Origin of the sequence: Enterobacter sp. S-33 (assembly GCF_028735835.1) — a bacterium.
GTDB classification, from domain to species: Bacteria; Pseudomonadota; Gammaproteobacteria; order Enterobacterales; family Enterobacteriaceae; genus Enterobacter; species Enterobacter vonholyi.
This window is the reverse complement of sequence record NZ_CP117838.1, coordinates 2,776,092-2,802,630: the sequence shown is the minus strand read 5'-3', so window position 1 is coordinate 2,802,630 and position 26,539 is coordinate 2,776,092. Positions and strand designations below refer to the sequence as shown.

24 protein-coding genes are annotated in these 26,539 nt (G+C 46.8%); 18 read left to right on the top strand and 6 right to left on the bottom strand.

The annotated features are described in order from the left end of the window. Position 1 precedes the first annotated feature (1 nt). From PUP35_RS13255 to PUP35_RS13230, 6 genes are read left to right on the top strand one after another with little or no spacing between them, the layout of a single operon-like run. The gene (locus tag PUP35_RS13255) at positions 2–583 is read left to right on the top strand and encodes a hypothetical protein (protein ID WP_274240102.1); all 582 of its coding nucleotides are present in this window, start codon (positions 2–4) and stop codon (positions 581–583) included. Continuing rightward, positions 583–999, top strand: coding sequence for a phage tail terminator-like protein (locus tag PUP35_RS13250; protein ID WP_274240101.1), 417 nt, complete (start codon positions 583–585; stop codon positions 997–999). Before PUP35_RS13255 ends, PUP35_RS13250 begins: the two co-directional genes overlap by 1 nt. Positions 1,000–1,042: 43 nt before the next feature. Further along, the gene (locus PUP35_RS13245; RefSeq protein WP_274240098.1) at positions 1,043–1,975 is read left to right on the top strand and encodes a phage tail tube protein; all 933 of its coding nucleotides are present in this window, start codon (positions 1,043–1,045) and stop codon (positions 1,973–1,975) included. Positions 1,976–2,033: 58 nt separating this feature from the next. After that, positions 2,034–2,345, top strand: coding sequence for a phage tail assembly chaperone (locus PUP35_RS13240; protein ID WP_274240096.1), 312 nt, complete (start codon positions 2,034–2,036; stop codon positions 2,343–2,345). A 47-nt stretch (positions 2,346–2,392) separates the two neighbouring features. Beyond that, positions 2,393–2,656, top strand: coding sequence for a DUF1799 domain-containing protein (locus PUP35_RS13235; RefSeq protein WP_048994953.1), 264 nt, complete (start codon positions 2,393–2,395; stop codon positions 2,654–2,656). Beyond that, positions 2,656–5,439 carry a phage tail tape measure protein gene (locus PUP35_RS13230; RefSeq protein WP_274240092.1) on the top strand — a complete coding sequence of 928 codons (2,784 nt, stop codon included), beginning with the start codon at positions 2,656–2,658 and terminating at the stop codon, positions 5,437–5,439. Before PUP35_RS13235 ends, PUP35_RS13230 begins: the two co-directional genes overlap by 1 nt. A 17-nt stretch (positions 5,440–5,456) precedes the next feature. Here PUP35_RS13230 and PUP35_RS13225 read toward each other — a convergent pair whose 3' ends face one another. Next, the gene (locus PUP35_RS13225; protein ID WP_274240089.1) at positions 5,457–6,581 is read right to left on the bottom strand and encodes an HNH endonuclease; all 1,125 of its coding nucleotides are present in this window, start codon (positions 6,579–6,581) and stop codon (positions 5,457–5,459) included. Positions 6,582–6,752: 171 nt separating this feature from the next. On the opposite strand from PUP35_RS13225, the gene PUP35_RS13220 reads away from it, so the two are divergent. The 6 genes from PUP35_RS13220 (at position 6,753) to PUP35_RS13195 (ending at position 14,242) form a co-directional block, all read left to right on the top strand. Further along, the gene (locus PUP35_RS13220; protein WP_274240088.1) at positions 6,753–7,109 is read left to right on the top strand and encodes a phage tail protein; all 357 of its coding nucleotides are present in this window, start codon (positions 6,753–6,755) and stop codon (positions 7,107–7,109) included. Between the two features lie 53 nt (positions 7,110–7,162). Further along, a complete protein-coding gene (locus PUP35_RS13215) occupies positions 7,163–7,900 on the top strand; it encodes a phage minor tail protein L (protein ID WP_274240086.1) in 738 nt (245 codons plus the stop codon). Between the two features lies 1 nt (position 7,901). Continuing rightward, positions 7,902–8,636 carry a C40 family peptidase gene (locus tag PUP35_RS13210; RefSeq protein ID WP_274240084.1) on the top strand — a complete coding sequence of 245 codons (735 nt, stop codon included), beginning with the start codon at positions 7,902–7,904 and terminating at the stop codon, positions 8,634–8,636. Then, positions 8,614–9,237 (top strand): tail assembly protein, encoded by a 624-nt coding sequence (locus PUP35_RS13205; protein ID WP_274240082.1) that lies wholly within the window; start codon positions 8,614–8,616, stop codon positions 9,235–9,237. The genes PUP35_RS13210 and PUP35_RS13205 overlap by 23 nt, the downstream gene beginning before the upstream one ends. Positions 9,238–9,288: 51 nt before the next feature. Then, positions 9,289–12,822 carry a host specificity protein J gene (locus PUP35_RS13200; RefSeq protein ID WP_274240080.1) on the top strand — a complete coding sequence of 1,178 codons (3,534 nt, stop codon included), beginning with the start codon at positions 9,289–9,291 and terminating at the stop codon, positions 12,820–12,822. Between the two features lie 100 nt (positions 12,823–12,922). Then, the gene (locus tag PUP35_RS13195) at positions 12,923–14,242 is read left to right on the top strand and encodes a tail fiber domain-containing protein (RefSeq protein ID WP_274240078.1); all 1,320 of its coding nucleotides are present in this window, start codon (positions 12,923–12,925) and stop codon (positions 14,240–14,242) included. 315 nt (positions 14,243–14,557) lie between these two features. Here the strand turns inward: PUP35_RS13195 and PUP35_RS13190 are convergent, their stop codons facing one another. From PUP35_RS13190 to PUP35_RS13180, 3 genes are all read right to left on the bottom strand, one after another. Continuing rightward, a complete protein-coding gene (locus tag PUP35_RS13190; protein ID WP_274240076.1) occupies positions 14,558–14,860 on the bottom strand; it encodes a hypothetical protein in 303 nt (100 codons plus the stop codon). A 735-nt stretch (positions 14,861–15,595) separates the two neighbouring features. Beyond that, positions 15,596–16,063 carry a hypothetical protein gene (locus PUP35_RS13185; protein ID WP_274240074.1) on the bottom strand — a complete coding sequence of 156 codons (468 nt, stop codon included), beginning with the start codon at positions 16,061–16,063 and terminating at the stop codon, positions 15,596–15,598. Next, positions 16,060–16,875 (bottom strand): winged helix-turn-helix domain-containing protein, encoded by an 816-nt coding sequence (locus PUP35_RS13180; protein WP_274240072.1) that lies wholly within the window; start codon positions 16,873–16,875, stop codon positions 16,060–16,062. Before PUP35_RS13180 ends, PUP35_RS13185 begins: the two co-directional genes overlap by 4 nt. Before the next feature lie 317 nt (positions 16,876–17,192). On the opposite strand from PUP35_RS13180, the gene PUP35_RS13175 reads away from it, so the two are divergent. From PUP35_RS13175 to PUP35_RS13155, 5 genes are all read left to right on the top strand, one after another. Beyond that, positions 17,193–17,894: a response regulator transcription factor gene (locus tag PUP35_RS13175; RefSeq protein ID WP_274240070.1), complete on the top strand. Its 702-nt coding sequence runs from the start codon at positions 17,193–17,195 to the stop codon at positions 17,892–17,894. A gap of 110 nt (positions 17,895–18,004) precedes the next feature. Then, entirely contained in the window at positions 18,005–18,745 is a 741-nt protein-coding gene (locus PUP35_RS13170; RefSeq protein ID WP_274240068.1) for a hypothetical protein, read from the top strand. Positions 18,746–18,785: 40 nt separating this feature from the next. Then, positions 18,786–19,292 carry a CS1 type fimbrial major subunit gene (locus tag PUP35_RS13165; protein ID WP_274240066.1) on the top strand — a complete coding sequence of 169 codons (507 nt, stop codon included), beginning with the start codon at positions 18,786–18,788 and terminating at the stop codon, positions 19,290–19,292. 71 nt (positions 19,293–19,363) lie between these two features. Further along, positions 19,364–21,835: a CS1-pili formation C-terminal domain-containing protein gene (locus PUP35_RS13160; protein WP_274240064.1), complete on the top strand. Its 2,472-nt coding sequence runs from the start codon at positions 19,364–19,366 to the stop codon at positions 21,833–21,835. A 63-nt stretch (positions 21,836–21,898) separates the two neighbouring features. Continuing rightward, positions 21,899–23,134 carry a hypothetical protein gene (locus PUP35_RS13155; RefSeq protein WP_274240062.1) on the top strand — a complete coding sequence of 412 codons (1,236 nt, stop codon included), beginning with the start codon at positions 21,899–21,901 and terminating at the stop codon, positions 23,132–23,134. 558 nt (positions 23,135–23,692) lie between these two features. On the opposite strand, the gene PUP35_RS13150 is transcribed toward PUP35_RS13155, so the two are convergent. Beyond that, a complete protein-coding gene (locus PUP35_RS13150; protein WP_274240061.1) occupies positions 23,693–24,589 on the bottom strand; it encodes a benzoate transporter in 897 nt (298 codons plus the stop codon). A gap of 173 nt (positions 24,590–24,762) precedes the next feature. Further along, positions 24,763–25,704 carry a VirK/YbjX family protein gene (locus PUP35_RS13145; protein WP_274240059.1) on the bottom strand — a complete coding sequence of 314 codons (942 nt, stop codon included), beginning with the start codon at positions 25,702–25,704 and terminating at the stop codon, positions 24,763–24,765. A 167-nt stretch (positions 25,705–25,871) separates the two neighbouring features. Here PUP35_RS13145 and pphA point away from each other — a divergent pair, with 167 nt between their 5' ends. Beyond that, positions 25,872–26,516: a protein-serine/threonine phosphatase gene (pphA, locus tag PUP35_RS13140; RefSeq protein ID WP_115875581.1), complete on the top strand. Its 645-nt coding sequence runs from the start codon at positions 25,872–25,874 to the stop codon at positions 26,514–26,516. Positions 26,517–26,539: the final 23 nt, after the last annotated feature.

The window sequence follows — 26,539 nt, the reverse complement described above, 5'->3', positions numbered from 1 at the left end:
CATGGCTGAAAACGATGATTTCATGGCCTCCATCGATGCATTCGTGGCAAAAGCAAAGTCAAATCAGGAGCAAGTTGTCAGGGCTGGCTGTATACGCATCCTTGCGCGCCTCGTCGAAATGTCTCCGGTTGGTAACCCCGAGCTGTGGGAAGTTAACCAGACGGCGGTGCAGTACAACAACGCCGTTACCGAGTACAACGATCAGCTGCGTAATGACCCTGACAACCTGACCCGAAACGGTCGCCTGAAACGAGGCCGTAAGATTCATGACAGCATGGCGATCAGATCCCCTGCGGGTTATACGGGCGGGAGGTTTCGGGGTAACTGGCAGGTTTCTTTCGATGCACGGACAACGGAAGAGACAGGACGCATCGACAAAAGCGGTGGTGAAACACTGCGGGCCGGAAATCTTGTTCTTTCACAGTTTCGCGTGGGTATGAAGGAGGTCTTTTTTTGCAATAACGTCCCCTATGCTTATCCGCTTGAAATGGGGCATTCTTCACAGGCTCCTGGCGGGATGGTACGCATCACTGCCGCAGAAGCGGCGCGATTCTTTGAGGAAGCGGCTAAGGAGGTCAGCTAATGAATATTCAGCCTGACATTGCTGCGTTGCTGGATAAACATCTGGGTGAATGGGCTGATAAGGAAGGTATTCCGGTTTCCTGGGATAACGTGGAATTCACACCGCCTGAAACAGGCATTTATCTCCAGTCACATGACCTGCCGGCCACGCCATACAGTATTGACCTGGCGGGACGCTGTCAGGTTTATCCTGGTGTGTACCAGGTCAATGTAATTGCCAGAACAGCAACGGGACGAACGCTTGCCGCGCAGACGGCCAAAAAAATCACCGCGCTTTTTCATCAAAACCTTGTCCTTGTCGGCGAAGGTTTTACCTGCTGGGTTTTATCACTTCCAGCCATTCATCGTGGCATCAATAACGGCGTGAACTGGACTGTTCCGGTCAGCATCACTTACCGCGCAGAAACCACAGTCTGATTTCTGCTGCACACCCTAACTTTTTTCCAGTGGAGATATCTCTATGGGCTTTGCATTGCCTAACGGCTCGCACGTCTATCTGGCGTCGGGCTATGATCCTGCGGTTCCATTTACAGGGGCCACTAACGCAGAACACACCGTTGTCACGGTCGAATCGGGGGGCGGCTTTGCGTCTGGCGACGTGGTACACGTCAATTGTGACTGGACCGGAATAGATAACGTCGTGGCGTTGGTTGATGTCGTCGCTGGTTCTGCGATTACCCTTCGCAACATCAACACGACCAACACCGGGAAATATCCTGCTGGCGGCGGAAGCGGCACGCTCCGCAAGGTCACCGAATGGACAGAAATCCCTCAGATCACCGAGGTGGCGAACGCGGGAGGTGAGCAGAACACCACGCAGATCCAGTTTTTGTCTGATGACCGCCAGCGCAATCTTAACACTTACAAATCGGCCAGTTCGCAGACCTACACCATTGCGCATGATTCATCGCTTCCTGTCTACTCACTGCTGCGCCAGCTTGATGAAGACGAAGAAACGGTAGCGTCGTACATGTACGTGCCTAAGGCGAAAGAAAACCGCTACTGGGCGGCGACAGCCTCTTTCAACGATATCCCGCAGACCGCCGTTAACTCAGTCGAAACCGTCAGCGCGGTTCTCAACCTTCAGTCTCCGGCTATGACGTTCTACAAAATCGCCAACGTCACCACGCCAGCAGTGCAGGTGACAGGTGTAACCCTGGACAAAACCTCGCTTGATCTGACTGTCGGGGAAACTGGTCAATTTACTCCGACCGTTGCGCCGGCAGATGCCACCAATAAAGCGGTGACATGGGCCAGTTCGGATCCGGAAGTGGCAACCGTAAGCGCCAGCGGTGAAGTGACTGCGGTCGCTGAAGGGACGGCGACGATCACCTGCACCACCGTTGACGGCAAGAAAACCGCCACGGGTGAAGTCACCGTTACCGAAGAATAATCCGGTTTAAATAATCTTTGCCCCTTCGGGGGCTTATTAGTTTCTGAGGAAGAAAAAAATGGCAACAAAATTTGAGCTGCAACCGAAACCGACGTTTAAATCCAACGTAGAGATCCCGCGTGCAGGGGAAGAGCCTGGCGTACTGACCTTTACGTTCCGTCATAAATCAGCGGATCAGATTAAAGAGATGGAAAAGCGGGAAGGGGCAACGGCCGTTGATTTCCTGTCTGAAATTATTGAGGGCTGGGCGCTGCCAGAACCATACACCCGCGAAAACCTGACGGTGTTGCTGGATAACTACCTGAGCGCAGCAGGTGCTATCACCGAAAAATATTACGCCGAACTGATGGGGCGCCGGGAAAAAAACTGATAGCGGTTGCCTCTGCATTCTATACGCCTGAAGTGGCAGCGGAGGACATGGCCACATTCGGGCTGACGGATGACGATTATGACGATGTGATCGTTCACGTTCTGCCTGATGTTTGGCCCGCCTTTTGCCTGTTCCAGTCGCTGTCTACGCAATGGCGCACCGGCTTCGGTGGCGCGACAGGACTTGATTACAACGTGCTGCCCTGGCTGATGCGCGTTCACGGCATCGAGGATGAGGCAACCGCCCTAAATGACATCCGTATCATGGAGCGAACAGCTCTGAAAACCATGCACAAAAAAGAGGTGGCCTGATGAGTGATATCGCCACGATCTCACTGCGTGTTAACACCAGCGGGCTGGAAAAAGGCACGCAGGAGCTTGATAAATTCCGGCACGCGGCAAAAGGCGGGGCTGGCTCTGCTGACGAACTGAGCCAGAGCGTTGATGAAACTCACCGCAGGGTGGAAGAACTGCGTAAGCGCCTGGCGAATAGTGAGGCTGCAACCAGGAAAAATGCCTCTGCTCAGGATGAGCTGGCGTCGGCGTTTTATAAGCAAATTGACAGCATCAAGAATGCCGCAAAAGAAACGGATAATATCGCGGCGATACGCTCCCGCCTTCATGCGGCGCAGAAATCAGGGAATCTGATCCAGGAAGACTATCTGGCGTTGTTGTCAGCAATTACCGCCAAACAAATCGAAGGCCGACGCGCGGAAGAAAGCGCAGCAGCGGCACGGGAAGTTTTTCTCAAAAAACTGAAAGATCAGGTAGCAACCACGCGCCTTTCCCGTGAAGAGCTTCTTCGCTACAGGGCCGAACAGCTTGGGGCAGGTTCGGCGGCTGAGATTTATATCCAGAAACTGAAGAAGGCCGAAGAGGGTACTGCACGCTTTAATATCCGTACCGCTGCAGCAGGTAAAAACCTGCGAACCCTTGCGTCATCACTCGCCCGTAGCAATTTGGGGAGCTTGGCCGGTACGGGGACGTCGTTACTGGGAAATATGGGGGCGCTTTCTCTACGTGCGACAGGGCTTACAGGGGCGCTTATCACTTTAGGCGTCGCTTATTATAAAGGCCAGCAGGAAAGCAGCGAGTTTAATAAACAGCTCGCGCTGACGGGAAATTATGCTGGCCGTACAACAGGACAACTGAATAATCTGGCGAAAGCTATCTCAGGCAGCGGGATAACGCGCGGGGATGCAGCGGCGGCGCTGGCGAAAGTTGTCGGCACAGGAAGTTTCGGAAGCAACCAGCTTGAGATGATTACCCGTTCTGCGGTCAAACTTGAGCAGGTTACGGGCCAGTCAGTCGATGCGACTGTCGGGCATTTTGCACGGCTGCAAAAGGAGCCTCTTAGCGCTGCAAAAGAACTGGATGAGCAGCTTCACTTCCTGACCGCCAGCCAGCTTGAGCAGATTACCTCTCTTTCACAGGTTGGTGATACTACCGGTGCGGCTAAAATCGCTATGGATGCGTATGCCGACGCTATTCAAAACCGTACCACTGATATCACGAATAACCTGGGTTTTCTTGAATGGGGCTGGCTGGCCATCAAGCAAAAAGCCGCGGAAGCCTGGGATGCGATGCTGGGGATAGGTCGTACGGAAACTATCGAAGACCAGATTGAAAACCTTCAGAAACGCGCCAGCAGAAAAATCCCCACGCCGTCAGGGATGAACAACTATGGTGCCGAGAAGTCTCTGGATGAGCTAAGGGAAGAAAAATATCTTGCCGATATTGCTGCGGCTCGTGAAAAGGCTGAGAGAAATGAAGAAGAGCGCAGGAAGCTCAGTTTCAACGACGATCAGAAGTGGAAATTACAGTACGAAAACAAGGAAGAACAGCACCAGCGGCGCCTGGCTGAAATTCGCAATTCTTATGCTTCTCAAGCAGCGAAGGATGAAGCAATTCGCCGTGAGAATGAAAGTTATGCCAGAAGCCAGCAAAAGGGGCAGAAGAAGGAAAAAACTAACACTGATGATTCTGCAACAAAGATGCTTCAGGAATCATCGAAACGCCTGGCTGTACTGAAAGCGCAGGATGAAACAACCAATAGCCTGACGTCAGAAGAAAAGCGTCTGCTGGAATTCAACCAGCAAATTGCCGACCTCAAGCAAAAAAGGATTTTAACGGCCGACCAAAAAAGCCTGGTCGCCAGAAGCAGTGAGATCCGTGCAGCACTTGAGGCTGAAAGTGCAGAGGCTAAGCGGATTCAAAATATCAAGGAAATCGCGAAGGGCCATAAAACTTCCCTGAGATTCATTCAGCAACAAAGCGCTCTCATCTCAGCGATGGACAGCACGGCAGGGCTGAGCAACCGACAGGCGCAGCGTCAAAAAGAGCGTGAGCAGCTCAAACTGATGAAAGCCTCTGAAGAGGATAAATCATCAGCAAGTAACAAGCTTGAAGAGCGCTATGCGAAGGAGGATGAACTGCGCGGCGACTGGCTTGCAGGGGCTAAAAAAGGCTGGGCTGAGTATGAGGATGCAGCCACCAACGTTTACGATAATGTTGCGAGTGTTAGCCAGGGAGCACTCACCAGCATGTCGAATAGCCTCGCTGATTTCTTCACTACCGGTAAAGCCAATTTTAAAGACTATCTGGCCACGTTCCTGAAAGGCATTACCAAGATGTTGACTCAGATTGCCCTGGTTAATTCTGCTAAAAGCGCCGCAGGTATATTCGGCTTCGCTGGCGGCGGTGCCGTTCCTCAGTTTGACTCAGGAGGCTATACCGGAGCGGGTGGAAAGTTTGAACCTAAAGGGATCGTTCACGGTGGCGAGTTCGTATTTACCAAAGAGGCCACCAGCGCTCTTGGCGTTGATAATCTTTACGCACTTATGCATAACGCGCAGGGTTATGCAGAGGGCGGAGTCGTTGGCCGAGCACCAAAGTATGGGCTTTCCGGTGGTGGGCTTACGGTGAATGTTGATGCGCCGGTCTCTGTTACTCAGGAAGCCAGTAATGCGATAAACAAATCAAGTCATAAGGTAGCTAATAACATCGGTAACTTGGTAAAATTAGTTATTCAGCAAGAGTTAACAACACGGCTCAGAAAAGAGCTTTCTGAAGGCGGCGTACTTTACAAAAGCTGAATAACTTTTCCGTTAAGTTATCGGTTATTTTTTAATTTGTGGGAAATGTATGGCCAGACTCCCTCCACAATTAATTGAGAAAGTTTTCTTAATTGTTCAGGTGAAGGGTGTTCTGATTCATCAATGCCTAGTTTTTCTATGGCGTTATTATATGCTTCTGAGATGATTCTTGTTTCTTCTCTTTCTTGTGATATTTCAATTGCTAAAGGCATAACTAAACCTACAGCCTCTTTCATTTTATTTTCATCATACCGTTCGAGGTTATAAATCTTATTTATTTCATCTTTGTCTATAAACTTCATATTTACAACTAAATCCATTTCTTTCCCAGTTATTGGATTGAGTGCGTAAGTTCTAGATAGTTCCTCGCCAGAGTAGTTGTCTGATAAGCAGCAAATTAATCGTTGTATGCCAAAATACTCAACATAAGCAATCAGAAGACCTGATGTAGGATTTCCGTAAATAGAAACACAATGCAATGGCGTTTTTATGGGGCGGTTCAAAATTAAATCTTCAGAGTAATAAAAACCAAAGCAAGCTTCTTTAGAATCGTTTTGGAGATATTCAAGTGCATTTGTACATGCAGAAGGAGTAATGCCAGCTTCATAAGCAAGAGCTAATGCGGTTTTTACGATCGAACGACCTGCTTTAGGGCCGCCGAAACTCATGGTTACTTGTAACGGCTCAGTAAGATATTCTTGCTTTTGTTCTAGTTGATTTAATACCAACTCCTCATCAAGAGATTTATATTTTCTTTTAAGGCCATTAACCATTTTTCTGGCTTCGTTTATGTCGCGTGCCATTATGCTTATTTTATCTTGACCGTCTTGATGAATGGTTTTGATGTTAGGCTTTGACGGAGACATTCCTCCTTCATGATGAATTATGTATTCTGCACCTGATATTGTTTTAACTCTCTCAGAAGGAGGGGTTCCTCTTTCTCTTTTTGTTATGAATAAAATATTAAAGTGATTGAGTTGCTTGCTTATTTCAGAGTCCCAAGTTTGTCCTGCATTGTTGTTGCAATCCAGGCAAATGAAACCGCGAACTTTACGTCTGCCACCAATGCTATTAGGAATTATGTGTTCATTTGTATCATTGCTGTTATTTATTTCGTTATTGCAAATTGCACATGAGTTCATTTTCACCTCCAGTTATTAATGGATTTGTCTGTTTCTTATTATGCATGATGGCGTAACATCTTATATCAGGAGTTTTATTGATTGGATAGCTTTTTTCTTGCTTTTTTTATACATATACTTTCTAGGAGTGAAAGGTTGCTCTTTATTTTATGGCCTCAGGAGTAACTCAAAATGCTTGATTTGATTAATGTTATTGAAACGTTTAATTGGGCTACGCAGGTTTCACCAGTATCTAACGAATTCATTAATCTACATACTGCTCAGTTTGGTGATGGGTACGAACAGGTGGCGGTTAATGGTATCAACAACGTGGCGGAAGAGTGGGATCTAACCTGGACTGGCAAGAAGAATGACGTGGCGGCTATCCGGGCTTTTCTTCATTTCCATGCTCATCAATCCTTTTGGTGGTCGAATCCGTGGGGTGAGAAAAAACTCTACCGTGTGAAACCTGACTCAATAAAACCGACCTTTATTTCAGGGAAAGTTGTCACTCTTGGCTTTTCCTTTAAACAGGCTTTTGCGCCTTAATCTTTAAATCTCTCCACCAGCCGCGTATGCGGCTTTTTTTATGGAAAAATTTTATGGGGCTAAATGCTGATTTCCAGGCGCTGGAGCCTGGCGAAAAAATCCAGCTAATCGAGGTTGATGGAACCTCCTTCGGGATGGATAAAGTGCTTCGCTTCCACGCGTACAATATCCACTCTGAAGGCTGGGCATCGTTTGCTGCTGACAATCTCCCATCAATCATCTGGCAGGGTAACGAATACGATCCGCATCCCTACGAGGTGACGGGGCTGGAATTATCGGGTTCGGGCCCACAGCCGACGCCGACTCTTTCAGTGGGAAATATTTCTAACTATGTGACGGCACTCTGTTTGCAGTATGACGACATGGTTAAGGCTAAAGTTCGTATTCATACCACGTTCGCTAAATATCTGGATGCCGCTAACTGGGTGCATGGCAACCCTAACGCCAATCCTAATGAAGAACGGGTGCAGCTTTTCTATATCAATGCCAGAACCGCAGAATCGCGCGTACAGGTCGATTTTGAACTGTGTTCACCCTTCGATATTCAGAACCTCCAGCTGCCGGCAAGGCAAATTCTTCCCGTATGTACCTGGTGTTTGCGGGGCTGGTACCGCACAGGTAACGGCTGCGACTACAACGGCACGAAGTATTTTCAGAAAGACGGCACGCCAACAAATAACCCGGCTCTGGATGTGTGCGGAGGTCGTATGCAGGATTGCAGGGATCGCTTTGGACAGGACAACCCACTTCCTTTCGGTGGCTTTCCTGCGGCAAATTTACAGGGGAAATAGCATGCGTAAACGCTTGATGGACGCAATACGTAAACACGTCGCGGCTGAGTACCCGAAAGAGGCCTGCGGCGTGATCGTTGAATCGAGTATGGGGCAGAAATACGTTGCCTGTCGCAACGTGGCCAGTGACCCTACTGAAACTTTCACGATGTCACCCGATGACCGACGTGCGGCTGAAAAACAGGGTGAGATTATCATGGTTATCCACTCTCACCCGGATGTCACCCGACTGGTACCCTCTGAGTTCGACCGTATCCAGTGCGACTGGTCAGGGATTGAGTGGGGGATCATGTCATGGCCTGACGGTGATTTTTGCACGATTTCACCGCGTGATGAACGCGATTATGTCGGGCGCCAGTGGCTGCTTGGATACGCTGATTGCTGGTCACTGATCCGTGAGTATTACCAGCGTGAACACGGCGTGGTTTTAGGGGATTACTCTGTCGATTACGAGTGGTGGGTGGATGCGAAAGAAAACCGCTACGACGATAACTGGGAGCGCGAAGGGTTCTATGAAGTGTCATCCAGCCAGATACAGCCTGGCGACATGATCATGATGCAGGTAAGCGCCCCTGTAACCAATCACGCCGCGATTTATCTGGGCGACAACCAGATGCTTCATCACATGTTCGGACAGCTATCAACGCGCGTGCCGTATGGCAAATATTACCGTGATCGGACTGTACGCGTGGTAAGACACAAAGGAGTAAACCTTGAAAAAAACGCTGATTCTTAAAGGCCGCATGGCGAAAAAATTTGGTAAAACTCACCAGTTTCATGTGGCAGACCTGCGCGAAATGCTCAGGGCTATGTGTTCGCAGGTTTCGGGGTTCAGGAAGTACATGAATGAGGCGCATATGAACGGTATTCGCTTCGCATTTTTCAGCGGTCGCAACAATATCGGGATTGACGAGTTTGATATGACGGCCGGAGGGGAGGTTTTCACAATAGAGCCTGTTTTCGAAGGCGCCAAACGGGGGGGCTTTCTTCAGGTCGTTATCGGTGCGGCGGCACTCGCAGCAGCATTCTTCACGGCTGGTGGTTCGCTGGCGCTTTGGGGGGCCGCTATAGGTGCTACAACAGCCACGGGTGTCGCGGTCACTGCGCTAACCTCAATCGGCCTGAGCATGGTTCTTGGAGGTGTTGTGCAAATGCTCACGCCCCAGCCAGATTTTAATGTCGGTGCATCCTCCAGTTCTGACAACAAGCCAAACTATGCCTTCGGTGCTCCGGTGAATACCGTATCAATGGGCTATCCCGTTCCTGTGCTTTACGGTGAGCGGGAAATCGGCGGCGCCATTATCAGCGCGGGGATATTCTCCAGCGATCAGCAGTAACCATCAATTTCTGACAGGCCACCTTCTGGTGGCCTTTTTTATGGGTGCAATATGAACTACTCATTCACGGAAACTCCGTATTCAGGAAGAAAGGGCGGTGGTGGAAGCTCGCACACGCCTGTTGAGCAACCCGACGATTTGCTGTCTGAAGCCCGTTTAAAAATGCTGGTGGCCCTTTCGGAGGGGGAAATTCAGGGCGATTTGACCGCACAGGAAATTTACCTCAACGACACCCCGCTGGCGAACGCGAACGGAAGTTATAACTTTGAGGGCGTTACCTGGGAATTTCGCACCGGGACACAGGATCAGGAATACATTTCAGGTTTGCCTGAAGTGGATAATGAGATGTCTGTCGGGGTGGTTGTTACCGAGTCGGTGTCATGGACGCGTCAGTTTTCTAACCTGGTACTCGATGCCGTCCGGATTAAATTAAGTCTGCCCGTTCAGTACCGCTATAAAGATAACGGCGACATGGTGGGGACCGTAACCGAGTACGCCATTGACCTTTCAACCGATGGCGGAAACTGGCAGGAAGTGGTCAGGGGAAAATTTGACGGAAAAACCACGTCAGAGTATCAGCGGGATCACCGGATAAATTTTCCTAAGTCTTCTACCGGCTGGTCTGTTCGGGTTCGTCGCCTTACTCCCGATTCGACGGATTCAAAACTGGTTAACGCCTTCAGCGTTTTTTCTTTCGCTGAGGTAATCGACAGCAAGCTTCGATATCCCAATACTGCGTTGCTGTACATTGAGGTTAATGCCAGCCAGTTTAATGGCTCTGCGCCGAAGATAACCTGCAAGCCGAAGGGCAAAATCATTCGCGTACCTGATAACTATGATCCCGTTTATCGCACGTACTACGGTAGCTGGTCGGGCGGATTTAAATGGGCGTACAGCAATAATCCGGCGTGGATTTTTTACGATCTTCTGCTGGATGAAATTTATGGCATGGGTTCGCGCATTGATGCCAGCATGGTTGATAAGTGGGAGCTTTACGAGATTGCACGCTATTGCGATGAATCGGTTTCTGATGGGGCTGGCGGCACAGAGCCACGTTTCACCTGCAATGTGTTTATTCAGAGCCAGCAGGACGCTTACACGGTGCTTAACGATCTCGCTGCAGTATTCAGGGGGATCACATTCTGGGGTAATGAGCAGCTTTTTGTTAAAGCTGACGTGCCGCAGGATGATGTTGACTGGGTTTATACTGCGTCCAACGTGATCAACGGTGAGTTCAACTATGCAGGTGGTAGCTATAAAAAACGATATTCCTCCTGTCTGGTGTCATGGTCGGACCCTGTCAACCATTACAGCGACACGGTTGAGGGGGTCTATGACTCAGCCCTGGTTGAGCGCTACCAGATTAACCAGCTCACGCTTACGGCCATAGGTTGCACGAAACAGAGTGAGGCGCACAGACGCGGCCGCTGGGCGCTGTTGTCGAGCGTCAAGGACGGCTCGGTGACATTTGGTGTGGGGCTTGATGGCTACATACCGTTGCCGTCGCAGGTGATAGGGGTTGCCGATCCGTTCCGTGCGGGTATTCAGAACGGCGGGCGCATGAAGTCGATTAAGGGGCGGGTAGTGACTCTTGATCGCGCCATTGATTATGAGGCCGGTGCTCGCCTGGTTATGAACATGCCTGACGGCTCCAGTCAGTCTCGCACCATTGAGGCTGTAAACAACGAAGAGAATACGGTGACCCTCACCACTGGATTCAGCCAGACCCCCGTTTACGGCGCTGTATGGGCCATCGACAGCGACAAGGTGGCTATCCAGTATTTTCGTGTGATGTCTGTTGCCGCAAACGACGATGAGACTGGCGGTTTCACCATTTCGGCTATTCAGCACGATCCGGGGAAATATCGCTACATTGATGACGGTGTGCGTATTGAGAGCCCGCCAATCACGGTCACGCCAGTTAACGTTCTCGATGCCCCCGAAGACATAGTGATTGATGAAACGGATTATGTCGCTCAGGGGCTGACGGTTGCCACTTTGTACGTTTCATGGAAGAGAGTAGAGGGCGCAATCCGTTATGTTGCTCAGTGGCGTAAGGATAACGGCGACTGGGTAAACGTTCCGGTTACCAGTGCTCAGGGATTCTCTGTTGAGGGGATTTATTCAGGCTCATATGACGTGAGGGTGAGGGCGCTTAATGCTCAGGAATCATCATCTCCGTGGGGTTATGCCGATACTACCTTCCTGTCTGGTAAGCAGGGTAAACCCGGCACGCCAACAAATTTCCGGGCCAGCGATAATGTCGTGTGGAACATCGATCTGACATGGGGATTTCCAGAAGGTTCAGGCGATACCGCCTATACGGAAATTGAGCGGGCCACCACTTCAGATTTCCTGAATCCGCAAAAACTGACTCTGTTGACCTATCCGACATCAACCTATCAGCACGGGCCCATGAAAGCCGGTGTCAATCAGTGGTACCGTGCGCGCCTGGTTGACCGCATAGGGAATGTGGGTGAGTGGACCGAATGGGTCAGAGGGATGAGCAGTATTGATGCCTCTGACTTGCTGAGTGATATCACAGACGGCTTCCTGAGCGCTGAGGATGGAGATCGCCTTACCAGCGAAATAAATACCAACCTCGAAGGGATTATGCAGAACGCTCTTGCCAATCACGGCACTGTAGAGCATCAGTTCGCACAGTTAGGTGAGGTTAGGGCTGATATCCTTGTTGTCAAAACCACCATTGCCGAGGTTGATTATGCAATGGCAGAAATGTCCACGCAGGTACAGGCTCAAATAGAGGATGTCACTGCAAGTCTCGAAGATAAATTAACGGCCGTAGTAGATGCTAATGGCGCATCGGCTATTCATACCCTCAAGGCAGGCGTTCGAATTGATGGGGTATTCCACAGCGCAGGTATGAGCATTGCCGTGCTGGCAGAAAGCGGTAAACCCGTCATAACCCGTATTGGATTCAATGCTAATCAGTTCGTGCTTCTAAGTGGCAGTGGCGAGAATCAGTATTCGCCATTTGCTGTTGTAGACGGGCAGGTGTTTATTTCAGATGGGTTTATTCAGAATGGAAGTATTACTAACGCAAAAATCGGAGAATACATTCAATCTTATGACTATGTCATGGGCATGCTGGGCTGGCATATCGGGAAAAATGGGTACGCCGAATTCAATAACGTCACTGTCAGAGGCACGGTGTATGCAACTAATGGAGAGTTCAGAGGGACTGTTTACGCGACTGATGGCGATTTTCAGGGAACTGTTTATGCAAATAAAATTGTCGGGTATATCTCCGAGTCTAAAATGTACGCTGCGTTTAACAAGCCCGCATCATCAAGCCGTAGCATGGATATTAATTACGCCGGTAATGACAGATTGCCTGTCAGGTTGTCAATATTCTTTACGATAAATGAGTACACGGCTGGGTGTCGTTTCTTTGTCGATGGGGTTGAGCAAATAGACCGCGATACTGGGAAATCTTATGGCTACTCTTATGATCTTGCTGTTGGTGAAAGAAGAACGATAACCCTTAGTGCTTCTGGTAGCGGTAGAATATTGACCAGTCCGATAATTGCTATTGTTACTCCACAGGGGACGGCGTTAAGTTAATTGAATAAGCTATTCCAAATTTCCTCGCCAAACAACGCATCAATCAAGAATTCCAGGTTAAAAACTGGTGGCATTTTTCTATCTAGATTCAGGAGTCCTTATGTCAGCGGGAACAATTACTATTACTAACGGCTCCGCTATTGTTGGCGGAGTAGATACCACATTTTCGACTGAGCTTGCCCCCGGTGATTTTATTGTCACTACAGTTGGTGGCGTGCCTTATACGCTACCGATTATGACGATAGATAGCGATGTTCAGCTAACGCTAGTCAGTAACTTCACCGGCCCTACACAAGCCGGTGCGGCATGGTCAGCCGTTCCCCGTGTAGCGCTAAATATGGTTACGGCCGCGCTGGTGGCTCAAAGTGCGGAGGCATTACGCGGCCTTAATTACGACAAACAGAACTGGCAGCAAATATTTAGTAGCGATGTTACCGCAACAGTAAAATTACCAGATGGCTCGTCATTTACCGGCCCTTCATGGAAGAGTGTTTCTACAACGGTTGATGGCTTTTCTAAAACGATTGATGACTTTTCTACAACGATTGATGGCAAAGCGGCAAAAGGTGCAAACAATGACATCACCTCTCTCAGCGGACTTACGACAGCGCTATCTGTAGAACAGGGCGGTACCGGTTCGACAACGGTATCAGGCGCTCGCACAAACCTCGGTTTAGGAAACAGCTCTACCAGGGATGTTGGAACAGCAGCGGGAACAGTGGCCGCTGGTAACGATTCACGATTAAATTCCGTCGATCAGAAAGCGGGTGGGAAAATCACGAGCCCAATTACAGTCCAGCCTGGCGTAGGCGGTAATCCCGGATTTGCCATCAGTTCAGGAGAGAATGGTGGCGGTGCATTGATGAATAACGGAATCAGCATGATCGTTGCCAGCGGGTATAACCCAAATTCAGGGAATTATGTCAACATCATCAGAGGAACCTGGTATGCAGGGGAATGGACATTCGGTGGTGCTCGTGGCGGTGGGGCTAATTTTGATAACGTGACATTGGGCCTGAAAGGGTCTGAACAGGAAGGACAGGTCGCATGGGTATTTCATTCCAATGGTGCTGCGATAGGCAATTGGGTAACTTCTTCTGATAAGCGCATAAAAGAAAATATAACGGTAATCGCTGATCCGCTTATGAAAATGCAGCAACTTAGAGGCGTCGAATGGGACCGCCTAGATACTCCTGCGCACGGGTATGGCTTCATAGCACAAGAAGTTGAGAAGGTTTTTCCTGACGCAGTTAAATCATATGGAAAAACAACCTTACGAGATGGCTCAGAAATTGAGGATGTAAAATCTGTTGATACGATCGGAGTGGCTGCTGCCCTTCATCACGAGGCCATTCTCGCATTAATGGAAAAAGTTGAAGAGTTAACCCTAAAAGTGGAAGAGCTTCAGTCTAGAAGCTGAGGGAAACACCGCCCAAAGATGCCGGATTTGTTCAGTTTTGCCGTTGGGACTGTTATTGCAGTGGTGGTTGCCAATCTACGGCAGGGATTGGCACTTTACTACTGTTCCTACTAGCTGGGCTGATATAGTTTTAATCACGCTTGGTGAAGGTAACAGGATAGACGGCGATGATACACTAGCGCTGGATAACAATGTTCTCTTACTTGATCCCGCTATTGGGCTTCACTACCTGATAAAGCAGGTCGAATCCTTGCAGGAGGAAGTAAAAAGCCTGCGCAACGTTGTAGCCACAATGAATCAGAAATAATATTTGCCTCACTGGCGGCGCAGCGGCGAAATATTGGACTGAAGGACTCTTTCAGGGCTTGATGCCCTAACAAGTTTAAGCGTTCCGTAATGGAGTACAGGAAAAAGCATCTCTTTGCCGGTAGTTAGATTAGGGAAGTAAACAATATCAAGCAAAAACTGGGCAGCCAGTCTTTCGAGCACTCTGTTATAGCTTTCCGGTGTTTCACATAGCGTAAGGCAGGCTGCACGTCTGGATATCGGGTCATCCTTTCCAAAGCCATCACATAGCATCTTAAGCACTGCAGCGCACATCGTCATATCGGCTTCCATAGTTTCACTCCTAGGGCTATCCGTGCCTAAGTGAAATTACATGGAAACACAACCATTCTAAATGAAAGGTTAATGGGCTGGCAGGCCAGGAAAAGTCATATACATTAAGCGGGAAGATAAACTTATTTAAGCGAAACTTAACGGTGTGATTTGCCTTAAAGTATTGAGAAATGAATCACAAATATATCCGTAACAATCACCTGTTCTCAATCAATAAAAAAAATACCCACCACGGAAATGGTGCATGTTTTCAAGGCTTTTCCTCAATTTACACGGGGCCTGGCTGATGTCGGCAGGCACCCGGATTTTTGTCTAACCCGCCAATAAAAGATCCCTCGTTTATGATTGACCACACCCACCTTCAAAAATCTCTCTTTGTTTGAAAAATCCGTAAATCACACTGTATGTAGAATCAGCATTTCAGGAAAGTAGACCATGCCGGAATAATATGAAATAGAGGGCGCTTCCGCGCCGCTGTAAGTATCGAGCAAACTGGGCATCGCACCACCGCCAAAGTGGAATTTGTGAAAAGTTTGAGGCGTTTAAATGGAACTGGTCACTCTTGCAGGCTCACAACTGGATCGACTGCTACATAACAACCTTCAAAGATATTTCTTCTTAAGAAGGGGGAGCGCATGTTAATCCTTACTGAATAGTTTAATTGAGTTGAAAGTCCTATAAACACCCCAAAAGTAGTGAAAATGTTGGATATTTGATTTCAGACGTCCAACGGCTTCACCTTTTTTGACAGGACACTAAGGGGCGATCCCGAAAGCCCGACAGAATGCGTTCACCAATACGAAAGAAGTAGATACGTGCGGTGAAGCCTTTCTCAGAAAGAGGGTCAATATAACGACCTACATGAGGATCAGACGTATCAGGGCCCGCGATACGGAAAGCGCTGACGCTTGTTACTTCGGCAGAGTCAATGTGATAGTTCAAACTAGTCTTTACAGTTCTCTCAACATAGAACTTCTCTGCAGGACCGTTATCTGGAAACAGCGTAATTTTACTGTTGTAATAATGCTGTCTCGCTCCACGGAGAGTCGTCCATTCAGCTTCACTAATAACTGTTTGATAAGGCTCATCATAAATGAGTAATGATTTAGTATTACATTCTCCAACATAAAACTGAGCAACAATTGGAAATGCAAGCCAACCAGCACCAATAGCTGAAAGAGTTATGGGAATCAGCCATTTCATTTTTTATTATCCCCGATGACATTTATACTCAAGCAATCGCTGGACTGCAGCGAAAGTTTATTTTTACATGAGAAGAATGACAGCGTATCGCGCCAATCAGCACTCACGTATATAAGTGGTCTTTCTGCAGGAGAGATATTGTTGATGTCAAGCCAATACGAAATTCTTTTGACGGCATTTTCTTTGCTCTTATCTTTACGAATCGTATCGGAAAAGAAAAAATCTCTTCCCGACTCATTTTTATAGTGTGCAAATGAAATGTTGGGCGTTAAAAAAATAAATCTCAAATATAAGCCTGCTGCAAAGGAAAGAAATATAGCTATGCCTGATAAGGTATAACGCATGATCTTATTTTTAACGGCCGGCTGTTTTATGGCATCAGTTGCTTCCTCATTCAGATTCTTGTCTTGCTTAAACAGATCCGCAGTTATTGTCGGATGATTATTTTCTGAAAGCGTCTCTTCATCGCTGGAATCGTTAGCGATAATATCATAGATGTTTTCGGAGTCTGAAAGCTTTATAATTCCTGGTTTAAGAATATAACCATTTCTGCCTTGGGTAATCAGTGTATCTTCAGGAGCGCCTACTTCAGCCAGGGATGTTCTAAGCCTGAACAAGGATTGTCGCACTGTATTATCAGAAACTATAACACCTTTGTTACCCCAGCAAACCTGCATGAATTCATCTTTTGTGACGAGCATTCCTGCTTTTTGACAAAAAAGCTCCAGCCCAAGCTGGTTCTGCTTGCTTAGCTCTAGCGTACCCGTACTACTTCGAAGCACACCTGCCTTGTAATAATAAATGATAGTCATTTTTTTTCCTTATCATGCGAATGACGCCATTGTAATCCATCATATACATCGGATGCATCCCTCAGATACGATTATTTTATAGTAGCAATCATAGTATAAAACGCATGAGATAAATAAATAACGCTTGCGTAACGGTTGTAACTCATTGATCTATATGCATTAATTATATAACGGTTACATTTTTGTTTCATCTGAAACTCTGGGGTTGAGGTCAGGCTAATTCGATGTTCAAATGCACCTATCGAAAGACAAGACAACATTAGGAAATAGTCTTAATAACTTAGTTGCAATAATGATTAAGATGAAAGGATAGTGTCATGAATGTGCCTTTTATAGCTCGATTTGTTAATCGCGATAAGAAGGGAAAATCAGGCATTGCTGTTGTATCTGCGTGCGAAATTATGAGTGCTGGGTTTTATACAATTATTCAGAAAATGAATAAATTTAACAAAATATATTTATTTAAAACCGAAGGTGTCATTGATGAGATTTTAGTGCAGAATGAACGTATAGGTGTTGTAATCATTAATGATGATTCTTTTACATCCAGAAAAATGGGAAGTTTATCAATTGCACGAATTTCACAATATAAAGATGTCTCTGTGATGGTGGTTGCCTCGGGAAGTAATCCAGTCGATGCTACAGAGTTTTTACAGGCGGGTGCAAAATCATTCATGTGGAAAGGAACACCATTAAAACACTTTGAAATGGCACTTAATAACCTATTGCGAGGTGAACCTTGGATTGAAGAAAATGTTAAAGAGTTTTATCGGAAGGCAACAACATTAGAAAGTAATAGTCTTAAGACTACAGCTGAAAAGGTTTTTATGATCTTAAGTAACTCTGAACAGCTTGTTATTAAGGATTATATGAACGGAAAGACTGTTTCAGAAATAGCATTGAAAAAAAATCGTAGTGTTAAAACGATTAGCACTCAAAAACAGACAGCAATGAGAAAATTGGGGGTCAACAACCAGATGGAGCTTTTGTCACGATATGGTCACTTACGCCATAACTAGCAATTGATTGTAATGTATGCTGCATTCAAAAAGATATTGCGTTTTACGCATGGGTCTTTTTAAAGTAAGTATGCTGAGACGAAGAATAATTCTCTAATCAGGATTGAATTATGTTTAAAAAGATACTTATTCTAATTGCTATGGCATATTCTCTGCCAGCAATTTCCGGCCCGGTTCTAAATGTGGGGTCTCTTAATGAATATATGCAAAGTGGTAAAAATACGCTGGCTAAGCGTATTTATAATACAGGTGACTCAACTGCCTATGTTCGTATCAGCATTCATGAAATTGTTTTCAATGCACAAGGTAAGGCTGATGAAAAAAATCTTGATGCATCAGCAATGATCAATGGTCAAGGTACAGGCTTAATTTCAACTCCGCCGAGACTCATTATTCCTGCTGGTGGAATGCAGACTAATCGACTGGTGTTTACCGGTTCACGTGAAAAAGAGCGTTATTATAGAGTGCGATATATACCAGTAGTACCTGAAAGTACCAAAGAATTCGGTATCAGCAGTACTGATGCCAAAAAATATCAGGATGAAATTAATGCCGGCGTTACGGTGATGTCTGGTTTCGGAACCATCGTAACCGTACATCCAGACAGAGTGCGCTTTGATACTCGCATTACCAATAGTGGAAACCAACTTTCTATTACTAACCATGGCAATGCTTCTGTGATTATTGAAGGGCTGAAATCTTGTGACAGAGATTATAAGCGCTGCGACAACGGTGTGATTGTCCAGTTAAGACCTGGCAAAACCCTGAAGCGTAGTAGTTCGCTAGACAGAGTCTGGCAGTACACCCTGATCGAAGGAGATCAGAAAAAAAACCTGAACAGCGGTAAATAAGCTGTTTTACGAAACGTTACCTAACTTGGAGAAATATTTAATGATGAACTTAAAAAAAATCAGCCTGACAGCCGCAATTTTGACAACTGCTTTTGCAGCAAATGCTTCAACACCGCAGGTAGATTTTACTGTAGAAGCTGTAATTCCTGATAACACCTTCTACGTAACACCTGTCAATGGATGGGATGCACGGCCACAGATGATGCGCTGGGATGAACCGAGCATGTCTGTAATTGAATCTGACCCGGGTAAACAGTTGCGAATGAAAAATACTGCTGGCGGTATTAAGGCATATCTGGCAAGTGCTCCAGTCCTTACTTCAGCAGGAAGTAATTCAGCAATACCACTTCAGGTATCTCTGGCTGGCAGAACCCTGCCTGTAGGCTCAGCTACTGCTATTGAACTCTATAACGAAACTTTAGCCGCAACCGAACAAACGGCCACAATGGCGATTAGTCAGAGCGGTACGCTCAGCCAGCGACCTGAAGCAGGAACTTATATGGGACCTGTAACCATGATTTTCGATACGGTACCTTCAACCCCATAAGGAAGTTTTAATATTATCTCTCTGGAGAGGGTCTCCTCTCCTTTTTATTATATTTATTGAGCAATGACTAAATGACGCCATTTCTCCAGCTTGTAACCGGTTTTGCATTAGCTATTTCTGTTAGCCATTCAGTTCAGGCAAAAGCTAAACACACGCTATCCGACCAGGCGGCAGATATGCCAGCGGAATTCCGTGAGCACTTTTTTAATGCACCAGTATCCGCCCGAGTAGTATTGGATGGAAAATTACTTGGTGACGCAATGATAGTGCTGACGGAAACTGAGCAGGTAAAAATTGTGCATTTTACCGATCCAGGGGATAGCCCCTTTTCAGAGTCTGAGAGACAGCGATGGCTTAAAGCCTTTACTACTCCAGTTGCTCTTGGTCAGTGCAAAAGTCATTGTCCTAAGGGATTATTGGCTGTGGATTACAACCTTAGTGATGCGAAACTTGTGCTCATTACGTCTGCAACTCAGACAGGGAAAAATGATCGCTGGTTCAATTTGCCAGAAAATGGCAGCACTGGTTTTATTTTGAATAATCAATTGAGTGTAAATGGAAGTCGCCATCAATCAGCGCTTGGTATAAATGGTGGCGCAGAAGCTGCGACAGGTAGCTGGTCTACGGTGGGTCAGTATCAGTTGGATCGTAGCAGTGGAGTTAATAGTGAAACTAGATATGCAGTGACCTCCCTGTATTCCCAACGCGAGTTCAAGCAACATTTTGTTCGCGGTGGACTCTTCACACCGGATAGCCAGGGACTTTTGCACCAGCCTAATACGCGAGGTGGAGGCGTGAGTACTATGGTGGGCGTAATGGCTGGTAGTAGTGATACATTGTTGAAAGAAACATCGTTTGCCAGCTTTTATCCGGTTTATGTGACGGCCAATCGCGAAGGCGTAGCGGAAATTTATCGCGACGGTTCACTCATCAATGCCCAGCCTGTTGTGCCTGGTATGCAGGTTTTGAACACCACGGTACTGCCTGCGGGAATATACGAGGTAGAAATTCGTGTTCTTGAAGACGGCCGGGAAACAAGTCGCGTAACAGAAACCATTAATAAACCTGCGCGTTGGCGTAACACTGAACAACGTTTGAGATATAACTTGTTTGCCGGACAACAACGAACGTTATTAAATAATGATGATACCGTAGCGACCGGTGAAGCAGCAGCTGGTGTCAATCTGAACTATTTAATGCATCCGCGAGTAACTGTAGGGCTGGCTTTGCAGAAAACGGGCAAAGAAGCTCAGGCCGGGTCATCACTTGATTTTCAGGTATCTGACACTATTCAGTTTTATGGAAACGTCTGGAATAGCTCAGAAACGGGCCATGGATTAGACCTGCAAACTGTGTTTACCCATAGCAAAGGTAATATTGCCTTGGGGCATAGCCGGAGCTGGAATCGACAGACAGGTACTAGACAGGCAAATCATCATGTCTCGGTTCAGAGGGAGCATAACAGCACTTTGTCCGCCACGCTGCGGTTAGACAGTACGAACAACGTCAATGCACGAATATCTCATCATAGTAGCGGGCACGGACCAGGGGTCGATGTGGGCTATAGCTCACGCGCAACAATTTCAGGCACCTCAGTAAACTGGAGATTATCGGGTTTTGACCGTCCATATCAGGAAAGCAGTTCGTTGCGTAACCGTGGGGTGAGTCTCAGCCTTAGTTTTCCGCTCGGTGGTGAAAAGCGGAGTGGTAGCATCAGTGTGGGAAGCCGAACGGATACTTCCGGTGCGCGAGACCTTTATACTTCAGCATCGCTGAGCCAGCAGTGGGGTGAAAAAAGCGTAATTCGGGAGACCAGCGGAACGCTTACGGCAGATCGCTACGGCGTGGGTTTAAGTACGTATAACCGTTTCAAAACACCTTTTGTTGAAGGAAGTTTCTGGGGACAGCGCTCCAGCATTGATGGTCAGCTTTCCGGCGGTCTCAACACGGGCACTACGATGGCTTTCGGAAAAGGCAAAGCTGTAATGACTCAGGAGGCTGCACATCATCAGGGCGGAGGCATGATTGTCGATGTAATATCCGACGACGATAGCGCTGAGCTTGTTGCTCTGCATCGGTCAGGAAGTGCAAAACTGAAACCAGGCAGGAACTTTATACCTGTGGATGCCTGGAAGCCTGGCGTAGTACAGCTCGATTTCCCTGGTACCGATGCACCTGCATTGAAAATAGAGCCTGAATACCTCGACTTTCATCATATACGTGGTGGTGTAAGTACTCATGAGGTAAGGGTGATGAAAACTGTAACCGTCATAGGTAGGCTGGTCGATATGAACGGCGAGCCGATAGGCGGTGCTCAGATAGTAAACCATGCAGGAAGAACACTGTCAGAGTCAGACGGGCTTTTCACACTCGAATTACATCAAAACAATCCTGTGATCACAGTGGAAAAAACTTCAGGGAAAAAATGTGAGATTCGACTTAACCCTGAAAAACAAAATCATAGCGAAATGATATTTGCGGGCAATTTACATTGTAACGATATAGCATCAGCTAATATAGCACGTGGATCTCCAGTGACATAGGATGCATAGTATAGTCTAAAAATGATCTAGTAATTGGGGACGTTATTCTTAGGAATATAACTTATGAAGAAAATAAATCTGAAAGATGCAGTTGGGGCTATATTATTTTTTGTAATTCTCTCAATGGCTGAGACTGCATTCGCTGTTGACGTGATACTTACCACAGAATTTAAGGCCGATAGCACAAAACCAAATAACAACGAATTTATAAATACCACACCAACTTCGGGGTTTTGTAAATTCTTCCCCAGTAGCTGTCTACCAGGAGAGTTTAGCGTGGTGGTTCCAGGTTTTAAAGCTTACAAAAATTTCGACACTGACTCGCAAGATATCAATAAACATACGTATATAACTCTTGATGGAACTTCAAAATCAATAATACTTACGGATGTCAATAACCCGCAAAAAAAAATTACTGCCGAGTTCAGATGGGCTTTTTTCGGTGTTCGTCATAACAGAATAAATGAAAGTGATGGGAGTTTAATTGATGCTATGACTCACACTGGTCTGGCCCCATCAGGTGGATGTTCACCTAGAACGGGAGGTGGTTATCCGTATTGGTATAGTCATGGATGGGGAGTGCCTGAGAGGGTTTTAAGTTGCTATAGAATGCTTAATAAGGAATATCCTTATCGCGGAACTGTATTAATAGATGATTTAAGTATTGGCTATACCCTTAAAACACCAGCCCCTCTTTCAGTAAGGTCGGGTCAATATGAAGGTGTAGTGGTGTATCGTGTAGGTGATGTTGTTAATACACCTGGTTATATCGGGTTAGGGGCTGAGGATTATGATGGTAATGATGAAATTCGTATTATTATTAAGGCAAAGGTTGAACATGCTTTTAAAGTTGACTTTCCTGCAGGGAGTGAACAGGTTAAACTTGCTCCTAAAAGAGGATGGAGTCAGTGGATTAATGGTGGTCATGTTCCCGATTTACTTCATAAAGAAGTACCATTTATCTTAACTTCATCTACTGGCTTCAAAATAAATATGCTTTGTGAACATAATCAAGGACAAAATTGTGGTTTGAAGAATATACAGACAAATGAAGTAGTTCCGCTTGAACTACTAATGAGTCTTCCTGGGTTTATCGGTGAAGGTGGTGTGATATCAAAAACTCCTCTGACGAACATCAGTCGCGGACATATTATCCCTCCACCAAAAGAGGCTATATTTGATCGTAGATCTACCTTGGATTTTCAGGTGAAAAAAAAGGGTGTAGAAACGATGATAAAAGAACCCGGGTCAACCTGGCGGGGAATGGTAACTTTGATATTCGATACTGAGATAGAGTAAAAGCAATAAAACAATATACTTGGGGATTACATACCATATTTTATCAAATATTTTTTAAACATGTTTTATTCATTTGAAGAACCGTAACGGTCCAAAGGGCAGTTACGGTGTCTCATGTTGTTCATACCATGCAGACGGCAGCATGCTAATTTGATGGACTGATAACACAAGGATTCTGTGTGCGCATCCACGATAAAACCACGAACGCACACGAAAAAAGTGATAAGTATTTGAAACTTAGTGCATATATTTGCAGCTATTTCAGGCCGGTTTTTGCTCGCTCTTGTTCTTAACTACTTGATATTTAACAAAAATAGACTGGATCTGGCAGAAACAGGAATCGTATTCGGTCTCTTTTTATCTGTATGTTTTTTAAAGCATTGTTCGGTGCTGACTCGACATCATCCGAAACTTTCTCGAACTTTCCATATCCTGTCTAAACCATAACATACTCAGGACCGCGTGCGTCCAGGGTTTTTTTGGGATCTTTGTTAAAATTTTGTGGCCGAGCGACCGCTGAGCAAACGCCTTCTGACGTGCGAAAGGGCAACCCTTAAGTTAAATAATGAACGCGCTGAATTTGTCTTTGTGTTGGACAATGTGCTCAGGGAAGTTTTCAACCGTTAGCTCTTGCCTGATTAACGTCCTGTCCCGCCCCCAGATATCTTCCGCGTTTTTAATGACCTTCATGATGTGTTCCGGGTTGTTAAACTCAGGGAGATCGTATTCAGTATGGGAAATGGTCGACATTTTTTCTGAGATGCGCTCGGGTGTCATCACCCATGAGAAATGCCACCCACCATTTTCAATGATGCGGTTGTTAATCTTGAACCAGTTCCACTTTAGCCAGGACCAGTTTTTAACACTTCGGGTGCGTTTAAGATTCCTGAATGATTCAGGTTCACCGCCAAAGAAGTTAACGAGATTTTTATACTGGGTGGCTCTCGGTAATTTACATTTTCTTGGCGTGTTATCTGTATTAAAAACCTGCAGGTTAAACTGATAATTATAAAAATTCTGATAAATAGTAGTGCAGAGCTTTTTGGGGTTTATCGATGCTACTACCTGAGGTGAAAATATCTCGTCCACATCGGAAACTAAAATCAAATCATCATCGCTGGCATGGGACAAACCCTGCATGATGGCATTCCTCTGCGCGGCTTCATTTGCCCACGCATCCACTACCATTCCCTCTGGCAAACCCGGGATCACCTCTCGGGCCGGATGTGATTCTTCAGCGGCTTTCGTAATCGGTTCTTTATCATGCACAACGTAGATAATTTTATCTTTAAACTGACGGTATTTATTAATGTCAAAATGCAGCTGCCTCTTTTTACCGGTAAAGGTATGCGTTGACTCAACGATAACGAAGCGATCGACAACGTCCGCTAGCGTGTTCAGCCTGATTTCGAGAAGCATATCTTCATCGTAATATAAGAAGCAGTCATAGATCATTACCGAAGTCCCTCATTTTTGCGCCCACATTGCGCTTTTCCCAACGCATTCGCCGGTATCATTTCGCGCAATGCTAACTGAGCGCACTCGCCCTGCGCAATAGTACACTGCTTTATTATTCATCCTATAAATAGATTGCATCCACTACGCAGTGAGCGAAGACGCCAGCCAGGCTAAAAGTGGGACTTAACGGATACCTCTATTTCATCGAGCAGCTCAAAGCGACGGCGGTATTCGGCACGTTTTTTACTGGCGATCTCTTCAAGCGATTTACGCTCCATCTGTAGCGGCAGCTGCCAGCAGAAGGCCGAGAGCTTTTTACCGTCCAGCGATGCCCAAAATTCATCGTAGCTGGCATGGAAATGGCGACCTTTGCTCAGGCGATACCGCAACGCGCGGAAAACGTGACCCTCATCGCTGACGGCAAAAATCGCCCGGACGGATGACTGCGCAGCCAGCTGGAAGAGGACTTCCATCAACACCCGTTTGGGGAAAAGACCATGACAGGCGCGGGTGGCCTGTTTAATGACGTCTCGCGATACGCAGCGGCGGGGTCCCTGAAGCCCGCCAATCACCATGACTTGCTGACCGTTGCTGCGCGCGACGCTAAAGGTCAGGCTGGCCAGCAGCGTGTCCTCGTTGTCGCGTAGCCACAGCGTGCTTTCGCCTTCACGCTCGGCTTTCCCAGCAGAGGACGCATTGACCGTATAGGTTACACCGTCTTTTGCATGGAACTGCGCAACGGCTTGTTCCTGCGGGCTGGTCAGGGCCTGGGCGAGACCGCTCTCTTTCAGGCGGTCAATCCAGTAATAATGGTTAACGATAGCGTCGGCGCGATCGTTAGCCGTCAGGCCGCGCATCAGGTACTGCCGGTGGGTCTTGCTCGGCAATGTAATTTGAGAGGCCAGCAGCCTGTCAAAATCGTCGCGACCCGAAAGGGTTTCCAGCATGCGATGTGTAGAAGACCAGAACACCAGCGAACGTAACAGGAACTTCAGGCGATATTCGCGTTTGCGCCAGATCGGCCCCGGAATGCGTTTGCCGTTCACCAGCTCGGAAATAATATTTGTGCGATGCGGATAGAAAACATCGTTATGCAGGTGCGTATTAGACACGTGAAGACCCCTCTTTTTTTTCTGCCCTTATTCTAAAGAGCCAGGAAAAGGGGATTAATAGCGCGAGGATCTTTATTTCTGTTTGGTTTACCGTTTGTTTGATTTCGTGATGACCACGCCTGTCCGTCGACTTTTCTGCGGCAGCTATACTGTTTAAAGGAGGTGCTATGTATCAGCGAATTGAAGGTGGAATGTGGCGTCACGTCTGGGTTGTCAGCGATATACACGGTTGCTACCAGTGGCTTATGGATGAACTTAAACGCCGTCATTTTAATCCGTATGAGGATTTACTTATTTCTGTCGGGGATATGATCGATCGTGGCCCTGATAGCGTTAAATGCCTGCAGTTAATTAATGAAAAATGGTTTCGTGCCGTGCGGGGAAACCATGAGCAAATGGCGCTCGACGGTCTGGATAATAACGATTTTTCTCTCTGGATGATGAATGGCGGAATGTGGTTTTCGCATCTTGAACGCGATCGGCAACAGCTTGCGCTGTCGTTGCTCGACGCCTGTCGCGACTTACCGCATGTCATCGAGATAACCTGTGCGAACGGTCTTAATGTGATTGCCCATGCTGATTATCCGGCCGCGGAATACCGCTGGCAAAAACCGGTCAGTGACCAGCGCGTCTTATGGAACCGCGATCGGTTGATGGGGTTTATGGTGGGTAAAGGAGAGGGCATCAGCGGCGCGGATCATTTCTGGTTCGGACATACGCCCGTCGACAGAAGGTATGATTTTGACAATCTCCACTACATTGATACGGGTGCCGTATTTGACGGTTACTTTACGCTGGCGCAGCTGCAGTAATAAATAACCCGCCTTCGGGCGGG

What these genes read in the sequence shown, in the direction of transcription:
- PUP35_RS13220 (WP_274240088.1), top strand. Translation starts at nt 6,753, where the DNA reads ATGCTTGATTTGATTAATGTTATTGAAACGTTTAATTGGGCTACGCAG.
- PUP35_RS13165 (WP_274240066.1), top strand. Translation starts at nt 18,786, where the DNA reads ATGATGAACTTAAAAAAAATCAGCCTGACAGCCGCAATTTTGACAACT.
- PUP35_RS13255 (WP_274240102.1), top strand. Translation starts at nt 2, where the DNA reads ATGGCTGAAAACGATGATTTCATGGCCTCCATCGATGCATTCGTGGCA.
- PUP35_RS13180 (WP_274240072.1), bottom strand. Translation starts at nt 16,875, where the DNA reads ATGACTATCATTTATTATTACAAGGCAGGTGTGCTTCGAAGTAGTACG.
- PUP35_RS13160 (WP_274240064.1), top strand. Translation starts at nt 19,364, where the DNA reads ATGACGCCATTTCTCCAGCTTGTAACCGGTTTTGCATTAGCTATTTCT.
- PUP35_RS13200 (WP_274240080.1), top strand. Translation starts at nt 9,289, where the DNA reads ATGAACTACTCATTCACGGAAACTCCGTATTCAGGAAGAAAGGGCGGT.
- PUP35_RS13195 (WP_274240078.1), top strand. Translation starts at nt 12,923, where the DNA reads ATGTCAGCGGGAACAATTACTATTACTAACGGCTCCGCTATTGTTGGC.
- PUP35_RS13175 (WP_274240070.1), top strand. Translation starts at nt 17,193, where the DNA reads ATGAATGTGCCTTTTATAGCTCGATTTGTTAATCGCGATAAGAAGGGA.
- PUP35_RS13250 (WP_274240101.1), top strand. Translation starts at nt 583, where the DNA reads ATGAATATTCAGCCTGACATTGCTGCGTTGCTGGATAAACATCTGGGT.
- PUP35_RS13230 (WP_274240092.1), top strand. Translation starts at nt 2,656, where the DNA reads ATGAGTGATATCGCCACGATCTCACTGCGTGTTAACACCAGCGGGCTG.
- PUP35_RS13215 (WP_274240086.1), top strand. Translation starts at nt 7,163, where the DNA reads ATGGGGCTAAATGCTGATTTCCAGGCGCTGGAGCCTGGCGAAAAAATC.
- PUP35_RS13225 (WP_274240089.1), bottom strand. Translation starts at nt 6,581, where the DNA reads ATGAACTCATGTGCAATTTGCAATAACGAAATAAATAACAGCAATGAT.
- pphA (WP_115875581.1), top strand. Translation starts at nt 25,872, where the DNA reads ATGTATCAGCGAATTGAAGGTGGAATGTGGCGTCACGTCTGGGTTGTC.
- PUP35_RS13240 (WP_274240096.1), top strand. Translation starts at nt 2,034, where the DNA reads ATGGCAACAAAATTTGAGCTGCAACCGAAACCGACGTTTAAATCCAAC.
- PUP35_RS13235 (WP_048994953.1), top strand. Translation starts at nt 2,393, where the DNA reads ATGGCCACATTCGGGCTGACGGATGACGATTATGACGATGTGATCGTT.
- PUP35_RS13150 (WP_274240061.1), bottom strand. Translation starts at nt 24,589, where the DNA reads ATGATCTATGACTGCTTCTTATATTACGATGAAGATATGCTTCTCGAA.
- PUP35_RS13190 (WP_274240076.1), bottom strand. Translation starts at nt 14,860, where the DNA reads ATGGAAGCCGATATGACGATGTGCGCTGCAGTGCTTAAGATGCTATGT.
- PUP35_RS13155 (WP_274240062.1), top strand. Translation starts at nt 21,899, where the DNA reads ATGAAGAAAATAAATCTGAAAGATGCAGTTGGGGCTATATTATTTTTT.
- PUP35_RS13185 (WP_274240074.1), bottom strand. Translation starts at nt 16,063, where the DNA reads ATGAAATGGCTGATTCCCATAACTCTTTCAGCTATTGGTGCTGGTTGG.
- PUP35_RS13170 (WP_274240068.1), top strand. Translation starts at nt 18,005, where the DNA reads ATGTTTAAAAAGATACTTATTCTAATTGCTATGGCATATTCTCTGCCA.
- PUP35_RS13210 (WP_274240084.1), top strand. Translation starts at nt 7,902, where the DNA reads ATGCGTAAACGCTTGATGGACGCAATACGTAAACACGTCGCGGCTGAG.
- PUP35_RS13245 (WP_274240098.1), top strand. Translation starts at nt 1,043, where the DNA reads ATGGGCTTTGCATTGCCTAACGGCTCGCACGTCTATCTGGCGTCGGGC.